This is a genomic window from Bradyrhizobium sp. USDA 4454, assembly GCF_054822705.1.
In genome coordinates this window covers 6,257,334-6,275,200 of the sequence record NZ_JBTRCN010000001.1, presented here as the reverse complement: position 1 = coordinate 6,275,200, position 17,867 = coordinate 6,257,334, and the positions used below count along the sequence as shown (strand labels likewise).

The window sequence follows — 17,867 nt, the reverse complement described above, 5'->3', positions numbered from 1 at the left end:
GGGTTCATCGAATGCCGAGCGTCTTGTGCGTCTGCACGCTTAGCCGCCATTGCGGGTGCTTCAGGCAATAGGCGATGGCCCGCTCGGTGTTCTCGATCACGTCGGGTCCGTCCATCGGCTGCAGCGAGAAGCGCTCGAAGGAAAGCCCCGCAAAGTCCTCCGGCGCATTCTCCGGTTGCGGATAGACCAGCTTGAGCTCGTGTCCCTTGCGCACCACGAGCTCGGAGCCGGCCTTGGGGCTGACGCAGATCCAGTCGAGCCCGTCGGGCGGGGCGATGGTGCCGTTGGTCTCGATCGCGATCGCAAAGCTGTGGCGGTGCAGGGCCTCGATCAGGGCGGTATCGACCTGCAGCAGCGGCTCGCCGCCGGTCAGCACCACGTAGCGGTCGGCCTCGCGCCCGGTCCATTGCGCGGCGATGGTGCCGGCGAGCTGTTCGGCGGTCGCGTAGCGGCCGCCGAGGGTGCCGTCGGTGCCGACGAAATCGGTGTCGCAGAACCGGCAGACGGCGCCGGCGCGGTCCTGCTCGCGGCCGCTCCACAGGTTGCAGCCGGCAAAGCGGCAGAACACGGATGCGCGGCCCGCATGGGCGCCTTCGCCCTGCAGGGTGAGAAAGATCTCCTTGACCGCGTAGCTCACCAAAAATCCCTTAAGTTACCGAACCGGCGATTCCTGAACCGGCAAATCCTGAACCCGTCTGCCGCAGTGCCTCACCGACGGCCATGGCTGCCGTGACCGCCACATTGAGCGAACGCATGGTCGGCCTGATCGGAATCACCAGCCGCGCATCGGCAGCCGCCACCACCGCGTCCGTGACCCCCGCCGTTTCGCGCCCGAACAGCAGCACATCGGAGGCCGTATAGGCGAAATCAAGGTAGGATTTCGCTGCCTTGGTCGTGAACAGCACCAGGCGGCATCCGGCCGCAGCCCGCCAGTCCTCGAATTTCGACCATGAGTCGTGACGCTTCAACCGCACATGGTCCAGATAGTCCATACCCGCCCGGCGGAAATTCCGGTCGGACGTGTCAAATCCCGCCGGTTCGATGATATGGGCCGACACGTCGAGGCAAGCACAGAGACGCAGAATCGTCCCGGTATTCTGGGGGATGTCGGGCTGGAACAGCGCGATCTGCATGGTGCGGACGACCCGTGAAATCCGGATGAAATTGTCTCAATAAAACATCGCTCGGCGGGGATTTCGCGCATTGCACGTTTGCGAGCCGATAGCGGGCTTGCGCTCGTCCGGCAAGGGTGCCAATAGAACGATTCTGGACTGCTGTTCCGCCATTTGGGGTGGGGAATAGCGGTTTTCTGCCGCCGCGGGGGCCGCGGGCGCCGGCAGCCTTTCTTGGGGCGCTTCCCGGCGTCTCTGGGGCGGTTCCACCGGCTGCAGAAAAGAAAGGGCTAGGAATCGTGACGACAGCGTCTTCGGCGGACCATCCGACACGCCGTGATTTTCTCTTTGTTGCAACCGGAGCCGCCGCCGTTGTCGGCGCAGCCGCCACTGTCTGGCCGCTGGTTGCCCAGATGAACCCGGATGCCGCGACGATCGCGGCCGGCGCGCCGATCCAGGTCGATCTGACCCCGATCGCCGAGGGCCAGGACATCAAGGTGTTCTGGCGCGGTAAGCCGATCTACATCAGCCACCGCACCAAGAAGCAGATCGAGGAGGCCCAGAAGGTGCCGCTCTCGAGCCTGCCCGATCCGCAGCCCGACTCGGCCCGCGTCAAGGCCGGCCACGACCAGTGGCTGGTCGTGATCGGCATCTGCACCCATCTCGGCTGTATCCCGATCGCCCATGAGGGCAATTACGACGGTTTCTTCTGCCCCTGCCACGGGTCCCAGTACGACTCCTCCGGTCGTATCCGCCAGGGGCCGGCGCCCGCCAACCTGGCGGTGCCGCCTTACGCCTTCCTTTCCGACACCAAAATCCAGATCGGCTAAGTCCCGGACCCGCCGGGACTTCGGCTTCCCCTTGGACCCATCGCGTCGTTTTTCTTCTCAGGATCGCATCAATGAGCGGACCATCTGATTTCCAGCCGAGCAACCCCGCCTTGAAGTGGATCGAACGGCGCCTTCCGATCTTCGGCCTGATCCACTCCTCCTTCGTGGCCTATCCGACGCCGCGCAACCTGAACTACTGGTGGACGTTCGGCGCCATCCTCTCGATGATGCTGGGCTTGCAGATCCTGACCGGCGTGATCCTGGCGATGCACTACACGCCGCATGCCGACCTCGCCTTCAAATCGGTCGAGCTGATCGTCCGCGACGTCAATTACGGCTGGCTGCTGCGCAACATGCATGCCTGCGGCGCGTCGATGTTCTTCTTCGCCGTCTACATCCACATGTTCCGCGGCCTCTATTACGGGTCGTACAAGGAGCCGCGCGAGGTGCTGTGGATCCTCGGCGTCATCATCTACCTCCTGATGATGGCGACCGGCTTCATGGGCTACGTGCTGCCGTGGGGCCAGATGAGCTTCTGGGGCGCCACCGTCATCACCAATCTGTTCTCGGCCGTGCCGTATTTCGGCGAGAGCATCGTGACCCTGCTGTGGGGCGGTTATTCGGTCGGCAACCCGACGCTGAACCGCTTCTTCTCGCTGCATTACCTGCTGCCGTTCGTGATCGCCGGCGTGGTCGTGCTGCACGTCTGGGCGCTGCACGTCGCGGGTCAGAACAACCCGGCCGGCGTCGAGGCCAAGACCGAGAAGGACACCGTTCCGTTCACGCCCTATGCGACCATCAAGGACGCGTTCGGTGTGTCGTGCTTCCTGATCTTCTTCGCCTGGTTCATCTTCTACATGCCGAACTATCTCGGCGACGCCGACAACTACATCCCGGCGAACCCCGGCGTGACCCCGGCGCACATCGTGCCCGAATGGTACTACCTGCCATTCTACGCGATCCTGCGCTCGATCCCGAACAAGCTCGCCGGCGTGGTGGCGATGTTCTCGGCGATCATCATCCTGTGCTTCCTGCCCTGGCTCGACAGCGCACGGACCCGGTCGTCGAAGTATCGTCCGCTGGCCAAGCAGTTCTTCTGGATCTTCGTGGTGGTCTGCATCCTGCTCGGCTATCTCGGCTCGCAGCCGCCGGAAGGCATCTATGTGATCGCCGGCCGCATCCTGACGGTCTGCTACTTCGCCTACTTCCTGATCGTGTTGCCGCTGCTGGCCCGTATCGAGACGCCGCGCCCGGTGCCGAACTCGATCGCCGACGACGTGCTGGCGAAGAGCAAGGGCCGACCGCAGCCAATGGTCTCGACCATGATCGCCATCATGGTTGCAGGCGGCCTCGTGTTCGCCGGCAGCATCCAGAGCGCCAAGGCCGAGGAGGGCGGCGACGCCCCGCCGGCACAGAGCTGGTCGTTCTCCGGCCCTTTCGGCAAGTATGACCGCGGCTCGCTGCAGCGTGGCCTGAAGGTCTACAAGGAAGTCTGCTCGGCCTGCCACGGCCTGTCCTATGTCGCGTTCCGCAACCTCGCCGATGCCGGCGGCCCTGGTTACTCTGAAGCGCAGGCGGCCGCGTTCGCCTCCGAGTACAAGATCAAGGACGGCCCGAACGATCAGGGCGAGATGTTCGAGCGTCCTGGCCGCCCGGCGGATTACTTCCCGTCGCCGTTCCCGAACGAGCAGGCCGCGCGCGCAGCCAATGGCGGCGCGGCGCCGCCGGATCTGTCGCTGATCACTAAGGCTCGGTCCTACAAGCGCGGCTTCCCGCGGTTCGTGATCGACTTCTTCAGCCAGTATCAGGAGCAGGGGCCGGACTATGTCGACGCCATTCTGCAGGGCTTCGAGGACAAGGCCCCGGCCGGCGTGACGATCCCGGAAGGCTCGTACTACAACAAGTACTTCCCCGGCCACGCCATCAAGATGCCGAAGCCGCTGTCCGACGGCCAGGTGACCTTCGACGACGGCTCGCCGGCGACGGTCAAGCAATACGCGCATGATGTCACCACTTTCCTGATGTGGGCCGCGGAGCCGCACATGGAGGAGCGCAAGCGGATCGGCATGCAGGTGTTCTTCTTCCTGGTCGTGTTCGCGATCCTGATGTACTTCACCAAGCGCAAGGTCTGGGCCGACGCCCACTGAGCTCAGCCATCGCGCGTTTGAGAAAGCCCCTTCGGGGGCTTTTTTGCTTCATAAGGTCAGCCCGGGTTCTGGTGCTGACGCACCATCCCGGAATGACGGTGTCGTCAATTGCGTCCGCCACCGAGTACGGACAAGATGCCGGCCAATCAGCCGGCAAACATTGCGGAGGAACTCATGGGTACCAGCATCACCTTCAAGCGCCCGGACGGCAAGGAAGCCTCGGGCTATCTCGCCAATGCGGCGCGCGGCAACGCGCCGGGCGTGGTCGTGATCCAGGAATGGTGGGGCCTGCAGGACCAGATCAAGGGCATGTGCGACCGCTTCGCGCGGGCCGGTTTCGATGCGCTGGCGCCCGATCTCTACAAGGGCAAGGTGGTGCCGTATCACGACACCGACGCCGCCGCCAAAGAGATGAACTCGCTCGACTTCATGGACGCCACCACGCAGACGGTGCGCGGTGCCGCGCAATATCTCGCCAAGAACGGCGCCAAGGTCGGCCTGACCGGCTTCTGCCTCGGCGGCGCGGTGACCATCATCGGCGCCACCAAGATCCCGGAATTGACGGCCGGTGTGGTGTTCTACGGCATCCCGCCGGAGCAGGCCGCCAAGCCGGCGGACGTCAAGATTCCGCTGCAGGGCCATTTTGCCACCAAGGACGACTGGTGCACGCCGGCGCTGGTCGACGGCTTCGAGAAAGCGATGAAGGCCGCCGGCAAATCGCTGGAGCTGTACCGCTACGACGCCGACCACGGCTTCGGCAATGAGCAGCGCCTGTCGGTGCACGACCGGCAGTGTGCCGAACTCGCGTGGGACCGGGCGACGGAGTTCTTCAGGAAGCATCTGGGGTAACCTGTAGCCCGGATGGAGCGCACGCTCCATCCGGGCTACGTGTTTCAATTCTTGTCGCGCACCCCGTCCCACCACGGGCAGGTCCCCGACATCAGCCTGAAATTGCCTTCCAGCACCTGCACCGGTGCGCGCTTGCCCTCGGCGGCGGCGCGCATTCGCATCTCGCGCGCGACGGCGCGGTCCGCCGGCGACAGCCAGACCCGTTCGTGGCCCCACAGGCTCGGGCCGTCAACCATCTCGAACGGCGTCCAGTTCGCAGGGTCGATCTCGCGACCGCCCCAGCCGCACTCGACCATGAAGGCCGACGGCGACTTGGCGTAGAACGACGTCATCAAATCGTTGGTGTGGCGGCCGAGCGTGACGTTGATCCGGTCCTCCTGCTGCGCGATGTCGTAGGCTTGGCCGACATCGTCAAGCGAGAACAACTCCACCATCAGATGATGCATGCCGTTGGTGCCGGTCTCGATCAGCGCCAGCGAGTGGTGGCGGGCATTGACGTGGAAGAAGTAGGCGCGGAACGGCTTTTCGATGTAGTCGCTGAGGCCGAAGCCGAGCACGTCGACATAGAAGCTCATGACTGGAACGAGATTCTCGACTGTCAGCACCGCGTGGCCGAGGCCGAGTGCGCCGGTGCGGAAGCCGGAGATCGAGCGTCCTGGCTTGAACGGCGTGTCGTCGATCTCGGAGCCGTGAAACGCCTCGAGACGGTTGCCGCCCGGATCCCGGAACGAGATCAGCCCGCGCACCCGCCGGCTATCTGCCAGCGCCTGCGGCTCTGATGTCACGGCGACACCGGCGCGCTCCAGCCGCGCCGCCAGCGCGTCGAGAGCAGCGGCATCCGCGACCTCCCAGCCGAAGAACCTGGTGCCTTCGCCTTGGGCGCGGTCGATCACGATGCGTTGCTTGCGGTCGTCCATCCGGAACGCGAGCAGCGAGTTGCCGCGCTCGATGGCCTGCAGCCCGACCAGCCCGGTGCCGAACTGCCGCCAGTCGTCGAGCGCATCCGAGCCGAAGCCGGCATATCCGAGACCCAAAATCGCCATCTGCGCCTCCGCCATCTGTCTGTTTTTTCGAGCGGCCGCCATTTCCGCAAATCCTACGCGGATTCCCGGCCGCTCAAAGCCCCAAGATGCCGTCCAAGGGGCGTCCCGCCTTGGGGCGGGGCTGCCGGGCCGTCCCTTGACACGGCCCGCGCCGGGTGGTGTGTAGCGCCCATGAGCACCGTTTCCAGTCCATCCCGTCGTTGGTGGCCCACCTTCTCATAGGTGGCCGGTGCGTTTTCATTTTCTCAAAAACGTCGAAGGTCGCCATCGCAGTGCGACGGTCCCCTTCGTTTGTCCTGTGTGGCGCTCTCTTCCCAAGTCTCGTAAGAGGATCACATGAACAGGACAGTCTTCTCCCTGCCGGCTCGAAGCGAATACCTGACCAATGGCGGCCTTGCGGTCGCGCGGGTGGTCGAGCAGTTCACCGGCGGCGCGAACCGCCTCGACGACCTGATCGCGCTGCTCGACCGCCGCCGCGGCGTGGTGCTGTCCTCGGGCACCACCGTGCCGGGCCGCTACGAGAGCTTCGACCTCGGCTTTGCCGATCCGCCGCTGGTGCTGGAAACCTCAGGCACCGATTTCGCGTTGCAGGCGCTGAACTCGCGCGGCGAGGTGCTGATCGCTTTCCTCGGCGACGTGCTGCGCGAGCCCTGCGTCGTGATCTCGGAGCGCAGCGCGACGAAGCTCTCCGGCCACATCATCCGCGGCGCCGCGCCGGTCGAGGAAGACCAGCGCACCCGCCGGGCCAGCGTGATGTCGCTGGTGCGCGACATGGTGGCGGCGTTCGCCTCGAATGCCGATCCGCTGCTCGGCCTGTTCGGTGCCTTCGCCTACGACCTCGTGTTCCAGATCGAGGACCTGGTGCAGAAGCGCGCCCGCGAGGCCGACCAGCGCGACATCGTGCTCTACGTGCCGGACCGGCTGCTGGCCTATGACCGCGCCACCGGCCGTGGCGTCGCGCTCAGTTACGAGTTCTCGTGGAAGGGCAAATCCACGGCTGGCCTGCCGCACGAGACCGCGCCGAGCCTCTACGCCAAGACCGGGCGGCAGGGCTTTGCCGATCACGCCCCCGGCGAATACCAGGCGACGGTCGAAGTGGCGCGCGCGGCCTTCGCCCGCGGCGATTTGTTCGAGGCGGTGCCCGGGCAGCTGTTCGCCGAGCCTTGCGAGCGCTCGCCGGCGGAAGTGTTCCAGCGGCTCTGCCGCATCAATCCGTCGCCCTATGGCGCGCTGATTAATCTCGGTGACGGCGAATTCCTGGTTTCGGCGTCGCCGGAGATGTTCGTGCGCTCCGACGGCCGCCGGGTCGAGACCTGCCCGATCTCGGGCACCATCGCGCGCGGCTCGGATTCGATCGGCGATGCCGAGCAGATCCGCAAGCTCCTGAACTCGGAGAAGGACGAGTTCGAGCTCAACATGTGCACCGACGTCGATCGCAACGACAAGGCACGGGTCTGCGTGCCCGGCACGATCAAGGTGCTGGCGCGGCGGCAGATCGAGACCTACTCAAAGCTGTTCCACACCGTCGATCACGTCGAGGGCATGCTGCGGCCGGGCTTCGATTCGCTCGACGCGTTCCTGACCCATGCCTGGGCGGTGACGGTGACCGGCGCGCCGAAGCTGTGGGCGATGCAGTTCGTCGAGGACCATGAGCGGTCGCCGCGGCGCTGGTATGCCGGCGCGATCGGCTGCGTCAATTTCGATGGCAGCATCAACACCGGCCTCACCATCCGCACCATCCGCATGAAGGATGGTCTCGCCGAGGTGCGGGTCGGCGCGACCTGCCTGTTCGATTCCGATCCGGCGGCCGAGGACCGCGAGTGCCAGGTCAAGGCGGCGGCGCTGTTCCAGGCGCTGCGCGGCGATCCGCCGAAGCCGCTGTCGGATTTCGCGCCTGACGCCACCGGCTCGGGCAAGAACGTGCTCTTGATCGATCACGACGACAGTTTCGTGCACATGCTGGCGGATTACTTCCGGCAGGTCGGCGCCACCGTCACCGTGGTCCGGCACGTCCATGCACAGGACATGCTGAAGAAGCAGGGCTGGGACCTCTTGGTGCTGTCGCCCGGGCCGGGCCGTCCGGAGGATTTCGGCATCGCCAAGACCATCGACACTGCGCTCGAGAAGAAGCTGCCGGTCTTCGGCGTCTGCCTCGGCGTGCAGGCGATCGGCGAATATTTCGGCGGCGAGCTCGGCCAGCTCGGCCAGCCCGCACATGGCCGTCCCTCGCGCGTCCAGGTGCGCGGCGGCCGGCTGATGCACAATCTGCCGAATGAGATCGTGATCGGCCGCTACCACTCGCTCTATGTCGAGCGCGACAGCGTGCCCGACGTGCTGACGGTGACCGCGACCACCGAAGACGGCGTCGCGATGGTGATCGAGCACAAGACCCTGCCGGTCGGCGGCGTGCAATTCCATCCGGAATCGCTGATGTCGCTCGGCAACGAGGTCGGCCTGCGCATTGTCGAGAATGCATTCCGGCTTAACGTGAGTAGGAATTGAAGGCAAAGTTTAACCATCGTCATTCCGGGATGGTGCGCGAGCACCAGACCCGGAATCTCGAGATTCCGGGTTCGATGCTTCGCATCGCCCCGGAATGACAGCCAGAGCGAGACCAATGACCTTCGACCACGACATCAAGGCGACCGTTCGCACCATCCCGGACTACCCGAAGAAGGGCATCCTGTTCCGCGACATCACGACCCTGCTCGCGGACGCCCGGGCCTTCCGCCGGGCGGTCGATGAGCTGGTGCATCCCTGGGCTGGTGCGAAGGTCGACAAGGTCGCGGGCATCGAGGCCCGCGGCTTCATCCTCGGCGGCGCGGTGGCGCATCAGCTTTCCGCCGGCTTCGTGCCGATCCGCAAGAAGGGCAAGCTGCCGCACACCACGGTGCGGATCGCTTACTCCTTGGAATACGGCCTCGACGAGATGGAGATGCATGCCGACGCCGTGCTGCCCGGCGAGCGCGTGATCCTGGTCGACGATCTGATCGCGACCGGCGGCACCGCGGAGGGCGCGGTGAAGCTGCTGCGCCAGATCGGCGCCAATGTGGTCGCCGCTTGCTTCATCATCGACCTGCCCGATCTCGGCGGCGCCGCGAAACTGCGCGCGATGGATGTTCCCGTGCGCACGCTGATGGCGTTCGAGGGGCATTAAGCGCAAATCCCACCACTCGTCGTCCCGGCGAAAGCCGGGACCCATAACCACGAATGGTGGTCGTGGAGCGACGCCGCGGCCCCAGCCTTCGCCAAACGCGCTGCGGTGGTTATGGGTCCCGGCCTTCTGCCGGGACGACATTCATCCCCGCTGCAACAGCACGCTCAGCTCGAGATCCCGGAACGTCGTGTAGTTCTTCCGGATCCACTGATGCAGCTCGGTCGATGAATCCTTTTCCTGGCGCAGATAGCCGGTGAAGGAGAAGTTCAGCCGGTCGATATAGGTTTTCAGGAACACCGGCAGCGCGCGGAAGCGCAGCACCCGGCTGGCGGTCATCACCGGCGGCAGCTCGCCACGCACCACGAATTCATTGTCGATCACGACGAGCCCGTTCGGCGGGATTATGCCGGCCAGCGTCTGGTAGCCGCGCACCGAGGCGCGGTCGGTATCGGCGACGTACAGGATGACCGGCGCGACGCGGCGGCGCAGCGCCTCCTTCATCAGTCCGATCTGGTCGCACATCTTGAAGAATTCGTCGAAGGCGTGATAGCCGAGGTCGATCACCTTGGCGACGCCGTCATTGACGATGACGCGGTCCATCAGCTGCATCTTGCCGTAGGTGTCGATCACATCAGCGGTTTCCGTGACCCGCGGCAGATAGTCGAGCAGCGACGGCTCTTTCAGGTTGATGTCGTAGCAGACCACATCGCCGTTCTTGAGCACCAGGAATTCGCCGAGCAGCCGCGCGATCAGCGTCTTGCCGACCTGCGGGCGGGGCGAGCAGATGATGTAAACGGGCGTGGATGACATCGCCCGCTATATCAGGCCAAATTTTCGCCTAATCCAGCCCCATCGCTGCCCCCAAGGCGCGATTTTTTCGCTGCCGGGCGCGACTTTTTCGCTGCCTGGCGGCGACTATTTTTCGCCCTTGGCCGACTTGGCGCCGACCAGGTCGGTCAGCTTGATCCGGTCGTACTCGCTCCAGACATTGGCGAGCCAGTGCCGGACATAGCCGCGCAGCACGAAGGAGTAGTTGGCGGCGTCGTCGTTGATGCCCTTGTTGGCGACGAATTTCAGGAACGGCACCGAGGAGACCTCGACCTGCTCGTAAGCCATTTCGTTCAGCTTGGGGATCGTGAGGTCGGTCGCATCCTTGATGCGGTGGAAGTAGGAATTGTAGGTCGCCTGGTCCCACTGGAAGAACTGGGTGTCGTTGATGAAGTTCTTCACCAGGAAGTATTTCGCGCCGCCCATGAAGCCGGCGGTCTCGGCGATCTCGTCCAGCGAGGCGATCGACGGGCCGAGGATATGGAACACGGCGAAGGTGATCTGGCCGGAGCGCGCCGCGTCGAGGAAGCCGATGTCGCGCAGCGAGGCCAGCGCCGGCGACAGCAGGCCGGCGCGGACGTCGATCACGGTGACCGAGGGCCCCGAGTTCAGCGTATCGAAGATCTTCATCTGGTCCGCGGTCGTCGTCATGTCGACGATCTCGGTGATGTCGGGGTGGAAGCGCTTCAGCGTGCCACGCGGCGATTCGGTGTCGAACGCCCGGGTCTGCACGTTGTTGGCACTGAAATAGTCCAGGAGCGTCCGCGAGACGGTGGTCTTGCCGACCCCGCCCTTGTCAGCGCCCACCACGATCACAACCGGCTTTGCCATGGAAATCCCTTGAAAGCGCGCTCCCGACCGCGACGGCGATCGGCAAGTCCCCACACTGCTTTGGGCGCGAACATGGCAGAAACGAGGGAGAATTCAATTCCTTAAGGCGAACATGACCGGTTTGGTGGGGATTTCCTTAATGGATTGAGGTGCCTAGCGCGCCATCAGCGGTGCCTGCCCCAAGGTCCTTGAAGCGGTCCTTGCAGCGGGCCCTGGAGCGGCCCGAACGGTCCCTGCGCGGGGCCCGTGCCCGGCAGCGGCGGCGGACTGTTCGGCTGCGCGGGCGGATCGCCCCACGGGCCATGGGTGACCGGCGGGGGCTGGCCGCCCGGCGCGGACGGTTGGTCCTCCGATGTCTCGTCCGGCAGCGCCAGCGGTCCGGGATCGCGGCCGCCGGCATATTTCACCAGGGCATCGACCCGGGACTTCACCGAGGGATGGGTGGCAAACAGGTCGGCAAAGCCCTCGCGCGGGTTGTCGACGCAAAGTTCCATCACCGCCGAGGTGGCGTCGGGCAGCTCGCCGCGGTTCTCGATCTTGCGCAGTGCCGAGATCATCGCATCGGGGTTCTTAGTCAGCTCCACCGAGCCGGCATCGGCGAGAAATTCGCGCGACCGCGACAGCGCAAGCTTGACCACCTGCGACATCAGCCAGGCCAGCACGATTAGCGCGACCGCGATGATGATGACGACGATCGCGCCGCCGCCCGAGCCCTTGCTGTCGCGGTCCGAGGAAGACGACGACCGGGAGGATGACGAGGACGACCAGCCGCCTCCGCCGCCGCTCGAGTTCCACGACAGGTTTGTAAACAGGCGGAAGAACAGCTCACCGAAGAAGCCGACCACGCCGGCGATGATCACCGCGATCACCATCAGCTGCACGTCGCCGTTCCTGATATGGGTGAGCTCGTGGCCGAGCACGGCCTCGATCTCCTGATCGTTCAGCGCCTTCAACAGCCCCGTGGTGACGGTGACGGCGTATTGGCTTTGGTTCAGTCCGGTCGCGAACGCATTCAGCGCCGGACTGTCCATCACCTTCAGCTTCGGCATCGGGATGCCGCGCGAAATGCAGAGATTTTCCAGGAGATTGTAGAGCCGCGGCTGCTGCTGCCGCGTCACGCTCTCGCCGCCGGTGACGGCGTCGATCATCCTCTGGTGGAAGAAATAGGCGATCACGATCCAGGCCGCCGCCGCGATCGTCGCCCACGGGAACGCCGACACCAGGTCGCGCGACGCCCGCGTCAGGTAGTCGTCGACCGTGCGGCCGCTATCGATCATCACCTCCGCGACCAGCGCGCCGGCATAGACCAGCACGTAGATCAGCAGGAACAGGCCGGCGAGCAGCAGCATCGAACGAAACTTGTTCGATGCGATATGTGTGTAGAGACCATAGGCGGCCATGACTAACCATCGTCATTCCGGGGCACGCCAGACAAGTCGGCTGTAGCCGACTTGGCCAACAAATCTGCCGAACTCAGGTAAACCTGAGTTCGGGCGGCGTGAACCCGGAATCCAGAGGTTTCTTGGTCGATCGAGATTCCGGGTTCGATGCTTCGCATCGCCCCGGAACGACGGGGCTGGCCTGATGTCATGCGATCAGAACTTCACGCTCGGTGCCGCCTCGACCTCCGTGCGGCTGGCGCCGAGGTCGAAGAAATCCTTGCGGGTGAAACCGAACATGCCGGCGAACAGCGCGGCCGGCATCTGCTGGATGCCGGTGTTGTATTCCTGGACCGCATTGTTGAAGAAGCGGCGGCTGGCGGCGATCTTGTTTTCGAGGTCGGACAGCTCGGAGGCGAGCTGCTGGAAATTGGCGTTGGCCTTGAGGTCCGGATAGGCCTCCGACAGTGCGATCAGCCGGCCGAGCGCGCCGGAGAGCTGGTTCTCGGCCGCCGAGACCTGGGCCGGACCTTGCGCCGAGATCGCCGAATTGCGCGCCTTGATGACGTCGTCGAGGGTGCCGCGCTCGTGCGCGGCATAGCCCTTCACGGTCTCGACCAGGTTCGGAATCAGGTCGTGGCGCTGTTTGAGCTGCACGTCGATGTCGGCAAAGGCCTGGCTGACCCGCTGACCGAGCGCAACGAGGCGGTTGTAGGCGCCGAACGCAAACAGCACGAGAAGGACGATGACGCCGATAACGATCCAGCTGGTCGACATGACAGGGCAACTCCTGATGGACGAGACGGCGCCACCGTAGCCCAGGATCGGGGCGCAGCGCAGCCCGCCGCGAAAAGGTGGGCACGTGTTGGTCGGGGAAAGCCACGAACTGGTTCAACAATCGTCGTCCCGGCGAAGGCCGGGACCCATACGCCGCGGCCCGTGGAAAGGGCACAAGCGGCGTCGGCTTTGCTTCACAATTGTGATCGGTGACTATGGGTCCCGGCCTTCGCCGGGACGACCCGCATCGGATGTCATGACGCCATCACCCCAGCGCCATTTGCGGGCGCGGGCGTAATCGGCCTTGGCGCGGCGCGGCACCCTGGTGACGACGATGCCCTCGGGCGTGCAGAGCTTGGCCGCTATCTCGACCTTGCCGACATCCGGCTGCGCCAGCACGCGGGATGGACGCGCCGCGACCTCGGTGCGGCTCAGCGCGACATAGGCGAAGCGTTCGTCCTCGAACGGGGCGTCGGCGCCCTTGACCTGCTTGTGCGCGCGCGAGCGTTGCAAGCGCTGCGAGAAATGGCACCAGTCCGGGGCAACCAGCGGACAGCTGCCGTCATGCGGGCAGGGGGCCGCGACATGCGCGCCGGCGGAGATCAATCGTGCGCGCAACGCGATGATCCGCGCATAGCCCGCGGGCGTGCCGGGTTCGACGACCAACAGCGTGTCCCGGGTTTTTGACCACAGCGCATCGGCCAGCGCCGCGCGCTCGGCGTCGCCGAGCTCGCCGATCATGTAGCTGGCAACGACGAGATCGGCGGGCTCGGCCTTGTCGAGCAGGGCGCGAGCCTGGCCGAGTTGGTAGCTGATGTCGTGCAGGCGAATGCTGCCGTCAAACAGCCCCTCGGCCAGCGTCCGCAGCGCGCCATTGGCGTCGAGCAGGGTAAAACTCCTGAGCGAAGTGAATGTCTCCGCGGCGGCCCAGGTCGCGGTTCCCGGCCCGGCGCCGACATCGAGCAGACTTGCCGGCACGAACTCCGGCCTGATCTCGGTCAGCGCATTGAGGCTCGCCACCACGGCGGCGTAGGTCGCCGGCATCCGCGCCAGCGCGTAAGCCAGCGCATCGGTCTCGGTCCTGATCGTCCCGGAGCCGCCGCCGTCGCGGTAGGTCTGCGAGATCACCGCGGCGCGGCCGGCGGCGTCGCTGCGCGACAGCCCTTCGAGCTTTGCGTTGAGCGCGGCGCGCAGCTCGGCGGGAAGATCGGGTGAGGTCATCGTTTGCCGTCATTTGCACGTCATTCCGGGGCGGCGAAGCCGAGCCCGGAATCTCGAGATTCCGGGTTCGGTGCTACGCACCGCCCCGGAATGACGGCACGGTACCCTACGCCACGTTCTGGTCGAGGATATCGACCGCGCCCTGCAGGTCGACCGAGACCAGCTGCGACACGCCGCGCTCGGCCATGGTGACGCCGAACAGCCGGTTCATCCGCGCCATCGTGATCGGGTTGTGCGTGATGATGATGAAGCGGGTGTCGGTCGAGCCGGTCATTTCGTGCAGCAGGGTGCAGAACCGTTCGACGTTGTGGTCGTCGAGCGGCGCGTCGACTTCGTCCAGCACGCAGATCGGCGACGGGTTGGTGAGGAAGACCGCGAAGATCAGCGAGAGTGCGGTCAGCGCCTGCTCGCCGCCCGAGAGCAGCGACAGTGTCTGCGGCTTCTTGCCCGGCGGCTTGGCGATGATCTCGAGGCCGGCCTCGAGCGGATCGTCGCTCTCGATCAGATGCAGCGCGGCTTCGCCACCGCCGAACAGCTCGGTGAACAGCCGCTTGAAGTGGTTGTTGACGGTCTCGAACGAGGTCAACAGCCGCTCGCGCGCTTCGCGGTTGAGGCTCTGGATGCCTTGGCGCAGCCGCTTGATCGCCTCGACGAGGTCGTCGCGTTCGGTGGTCAGCGCGGTGTGCTGGGTCTCGACTTCCTTGAGCTCTTCTTCGGCGCGCAGATTGACGGCGCCGAGCCGCTCGCGGTCGCGGCGCAGCTTTTCAAGCTCCTCCTCGACCTGCGCGACCGGCGGCAGCTCCGCGCCGGGCTCGATCTCGGCCATGCCGACCACCGCGCTGGGCTCGACCTCGAGCATGTCGTGGATCTCGCGCTCGATATCGGCGAGGCGGCGGCGGGTGCCTTCCATGCGCTCTTCGGCGCGGGCGGTGGCTTCGCGGGACGACGACAGCGCTTCGAGCGTGGCCTTGGCGACCCGATCGGTTTCCGCCATCGCGGCTTCCGCCGTCGCCAGCGCGTCGGCGGCGATGCGGCGATCGCTTTCGGCGTGCTCGATCTCCGAGATCAGCGCGCTGCGCTTCTCGGCGAACACTTCCGGCGCATTGGCCAGCTCCTCGCGCTCGGCCGACACCTCGGCGATGCGGGCCTCGACGGTCTCGACCTGCGAGGCGGCGCTGGTCTTGCGGTTCTGCCACTCATTGCGCTCGGCAACGATCGCCTGCACGCGGCGGTCGGCCAGCTCGGCCTCGCGGGCGAGTGCCTGCGCCTCGGCGCGGACCTGCGCCGCGGCACGGCGCTGGTTGTCGATCTCGGAGCGAACCGCGGCGAGCTGGGCTTCGGTCTCCACGCCCGGCGGCAATTCGGCCAGCGCGGCGACCGCGCTCTCATGCGCGGCCTCGGCCTCGGCGCGATCGGCGGCGACACGGCTGTGCGCCTCGGTCAAAGCCGATTTGCGCGCCGAGTGACGGTTGATCTCGCGCTCGGTCGCGGCATGGCGCTCGCGCGCGGCGTCGGCCTCGCGGCGGGCGGTGCGCACGGCCTCGCGCGCGGCACCCTCGGCGGCGGACGCCGAGCGCAGTTCTTCTTCGGCCGTCTCCAGCGCCTGGCGCTTGGCAGCGGCATCGATGCGGGCCTGTTCCAGCTCATGCTCGATATCGACCAGGCGGGCGCGCTCGGCGAGCCGGCGCGCGGCGCCGGTCGGGGCGTGCGCGTCGGCGACAAAGCCGTCCCAACGCCAGACGTCGCCTTCGAGCGACACCAGCCGCTGGCCGGTCTTCAGCTGTGCCACCAGGGCTGCGCCGCGTTCCTTGGCGACGACGCCGATCTGGGCCAGGCGGCGCGCCAGTTCCGGCGGTGCCTGGACGTGATCGGCCAGCCGCTCGACACCGTCGGGCAGCGAAGGATCGCCGGGGGCCTCACCGACATTGGTCCAGCGCATCGGCGCAGAGGAATCCACCGGAGCATCGAGGTCGTCGCCGAGCACGGCGCCGATCGCCTTCTCATAGCCCTTGGCGACCGTGATGCCGTCGATGATCGGCGGCCACAGATTCTTGGTCTCGCTGGTGACCAGCTTGGAGATGGTGCGGGCTTCGGTCTCGAGCCGCTGCACGCGCTTCTCGGCCTCGACCAGCGGATTGCGCGAGGCTTCCAGCGTCTGCCGCGCGGCGGCGTGATGCGCCTCGCTCTCCTGCACCGCCGCCTCGGATTCGGCGAGCGTCTGCTGCGCCATGTCCATGGCGGCGGCGAGCGCGTCGATGTCGCCGAGATTGCCGGTCTCCTGCGCGAGCTTGGATTCCTCGGCCTGGACGTTGGCGATCTCCTGGTCGAGCCGGGCCAGCCGGTCGCGATGGGTGCGGACGCCGGCCTCGAGCTGGTTGCGCTTGGCGGTGAGGTCGGCGAGCTGCGTGGTCAGCTCGGAGAACTGGCGCTCGGTCGCGGCCAGGATCTCCTCGGCCTCGGCGACGCGCTCGTCGACGCCGGAGCGCTTCTCGACCCGCGACTTGATCTCTTCCTTCAGCTCGGCGTCTTCGGTGTCGAGCCGCTGCAGCGCGATGTCGGCATCGGAGGTCTGCTGCTGCTCGCGCGCGATGTCCTGGGCAAACTGGGTCAGGCGGCGATCGAGTTCGCCGACGCGTTCCTTGGCGCGCTGCTCCTCGCGGTCGAGCATCTCGCGCGCATTGGTCAGGCGCTGCAGGCCGGCGGCGGCGCGCGCCTCGGCGTCGCGCAGCGCGGGCAGTTCGGTGGCGCGGATCGCCTGGATGCGCGCGGCTTCCGCCTGATGCTGGGTGCGCTCCGCCATCTCGCGCACAGCGAGATCGTGGGTGTGCGCGGCGTCGTTGACGTCGGCATTGGCCTCGATCCAGCGCAGGTGGAACAGCATGGCCTCGGACTTGCGCACCTTGGCCGCGACCTCGCGGTAGCGGATCGCCTGGCGCGCCTGCTTCTTCAGGCCTTCCATCTGGCCGGTGAGCTGACCGATCACGTCCTCGACGCGGGTGAGGTTGGTTTCGGCCGCCTTGAGCCGCAGTTCCGCCTCGTGGCGGCGGGCATGCAGGCCGGCGACGCCGGCGGCGTCTTCCAGCACGCGGCGGCGCTGCTCCGGCTTGGCCTGGATGATCTCGCCGATCTTGCCCTGGTGGACCAGCGCCGGCGAACGCGCGCCGGTGGCGGCGTCGGCGAACAGGATCTGCACGTCGCGGGCGCGCACATCGCGGCCGTTGATGCGGTAGACCGAGCCGGCCTCGCGCTCGATGCGGCGCGAGATTTCCAGGATCTGGCTGTCATTGACCGCGGCCGGCGCCGAGCGATCGGAATTGTCGATCGTCATCACGACTTCGGCGTGGTTGCGCGCCGGACGATTGCCGGAACCGGCGAAGATCACCGCGTCCATGTCGGCGGCACGCAGCGATTTGTGCGAGGTCTCGCCCATTGCCCAGCGCAGCGCTTCGACGAGATTGGATTTGCCGCAGCCGTTCGGTCCGACGACGCCGGTCAGGCCCGGCTCGATCATGAAATCGGTGGGTTCAACGAACGATTTGAAACCGTGCAGGCGGAGGCGCGTGAGCTTCATGTACACAAATCTCGTTTGGCCGGGCGCGAATCTCCCTGCCGTGACAATACCATGGATGGCAATGTCGGTGTCTGGGTTGAATAGCTGCGTGCAGCTCTCATGAGCGGCGACAATGGCGATGC

Annotated in this window: 14 protein-coding genes; 5 read left to right on the top strand and 9 right to left on the bottom strand. The window is 66.1% G+C overall.

The window, feature by feature from the left end; genetic code table 11:
• Nucleotides 1-4: 4 nt before the first annotated feature.
• Both queE and ACVIW0_RS29130 read right to left on the bottom strand, forming a co-directional pair.
• The gene (gene queE / locus ACVIW0_RS29135; RefSeq protein ID WP_461355487.1) at nt 5-637 is read right to left on the bottom strand and encodes a 7-carboxy-7-deazaguanine synthase; all 633 of its coding nucleotides are present in this window, start codon (nt 635-637) and stop codon (nt 5-7) included.
• Nucleotides 638-647: 10 nt separating this feature from the next.
• A complete protein-coding gene (locus tag ACVIW0_RS29130) occupies nt 648-1,133 on the bottom strand; it encodes a tRNA (cytidine(34)-2'-O)-methyltransferase (RefSeq protein ID WP_461355486.1) in 486 nt (161 codons plus the stop codon).
• 278 nt (nt 1,134-1,411) lie between these two features.
• Between ACVIW0_RS29130 and petA the strand changes: the two genes are divergently transcribed.
• The 3 genes from petA (at nt 1,412) to ACVIW0_RS29115 (ending at nt 4,938) form a co-directional block, all read left to right on the top strand.
• Nucleotides 1,412-1,942, top strand: coding sequence for a ubiquinol-cytochrome c reductase iron-sulfur subunit (gene petA, locus ACVIW0_RS29125; RefSeq protein WP_461355485.1), 531 nt, complete (start codon nt 1,412-1,414; stop codon nt 1,940-1,942).
• A 71-nt stretch (nt 1,943-2,013) separates the two neighbouring features.
• A complete protein-coding gene (locus ACVIW0_RS29120; protein ID WP_461355484.1) occupies nt 2,014-4,089 on the top strand; it encodes a cytochrome c1 in 2,076 nt (691 codons plus the stop codon).
• A gap of 174 nt (nt 4,090-4,263) precedes the next feature.
• On the top strand, nt 4,264-4,938 hold the full coding sequence (locus ACVIW0_RS29115; protein ID WP_461355483.1) for a dienelactone hydrolase family protein: 675 nt from the start codon (nt 4,264-4,266) through the stop codon (nt 4,936-4,938).
• Between the two features lie 44 nt (nt 4,939-4,982).
• Here the strand turns inward: ACVIW0_RS29115 and ACVIW0_RS29110 are convergent, their stop codons facing one another.
• The gene (locus ACVIW0_RS29110; protein WP_461355482.1) at nt 4,983-5,981 is read right to left on the bottom strand and encodes a VOC family protein; all 999 of its coding nucleotides are present in this window, start codon (nt 5,979-5,981) and stop codon (nt 4,983-4,985) included.
• Between the two features lie 336 nt (nt 5,982-6,317).
• Here ACVIW0_RS29110 and ACVIW0_RS29105 point away from each other — a divergent pair, with 336 nt between their 5' ends.
• Nucleotides 6,318-8,483, top strand: coding sequence for an anthranilate synthase component I (locus ACVIW0_RS29105; RefSeq protein ID WP_461355481.1), 2,166 nt, complete (start codon nt 6,318-6,320; stop codon nt 8,481-8,483).
• Between the two features lie 115 nt (nt 8,484-8,598).
• On the top strand, nt 8,599-9,138 hold the full coding sequence (locus ACVIW0_RS29100; protein WP_461355480.1) for an adenine phosphoribosyltransferase: 540 nt from the start codon (nt 8,599-8,601) through the stop codon (nt 9,136-9,138).
• 141 nt (nt 9,139-9,279) lie between these two features.
• On the opposite strand, the gene ACVIW0_RS29095 is transcribed toward ACVIW0_RS29100, so the two are convergent.
• From ACVIW0_RS29095 to smc, 6 genes are all read right to left on the bottom strand, one after another.
• On the bottom strand, nt 9,280-9,948 hold the full coding sequence (locus ACVIW0_RS29095) for a P-loop NTPase family protein (protein ID WP_461355479.1): 669 nt from the start codon (nt 9,946-9,948) through the stop codon (nt 9,280-9,282).
• Nucleotides 9,949-10,053: 105 nt separating this feature from the next.
• On the bottom strand, nt 10,054-10,797 hold the full coding sequence (locus ACVIW0_RS29090) for a P-loop NTPase family protein (protein ID WP_229196334.1): 744 nt from the start codon (nt 10,795-10,797) through the stop codon (nt 10,054-10,056).
• A 164-nt stretch (nt 10,798-10,961) separates the two neighbouring features.
• Nucleotides 10,962-12,197: a M48 family metallopeptidase gene (locus tag ACVIW0_RS29085; protein WP_461355478.1), complete on the bottom strand. Its 1,236-nt coding sequence runs from the start codon at nt 12,195-12,197 to the stop codon at nt 10,962-10,964.
• Nucleotides 12,198-12,392: 195 nt separating this feature from the next.
• Entirely contained in the window at nt 12,393-12,953 is a 561-nt protein-coding gene (locus ACVIW0_RS29080; protein ID WP_092124555.1) for a LemA family protein, read from the bottom strand.
• A 213-nt stretch (nt 12,954-13,166) separates the two neighbouring features.
• Nucleotides 13,167-14,174, bottom strand: a complete 1,008-nt coding sequence (locus tag ACVIW0_RS29075) for a small ribosomal subunit Rsm22 family protein (RefSeq protein WP_461355477.1) — start codon at nt 14,172-14,174, stop codon at nt 13,167-13,169.
• Nucleotides 14,175-14,280: 106 nt separating this feature from the next.
• Complete coding sequence (gene smc / locus ACVIW0_RS29070; RefSeq protein WP_461355476.1) at nt 14,281-17,745, bottom strand: chromosome segregation protein SMC; 3,465 nt, start codon at nt 17,743-17,745, stop codon at nt 14,281-14,283.
• Nucleotides 17,746-17,867 lie beyond the last annotated feature (122 nt).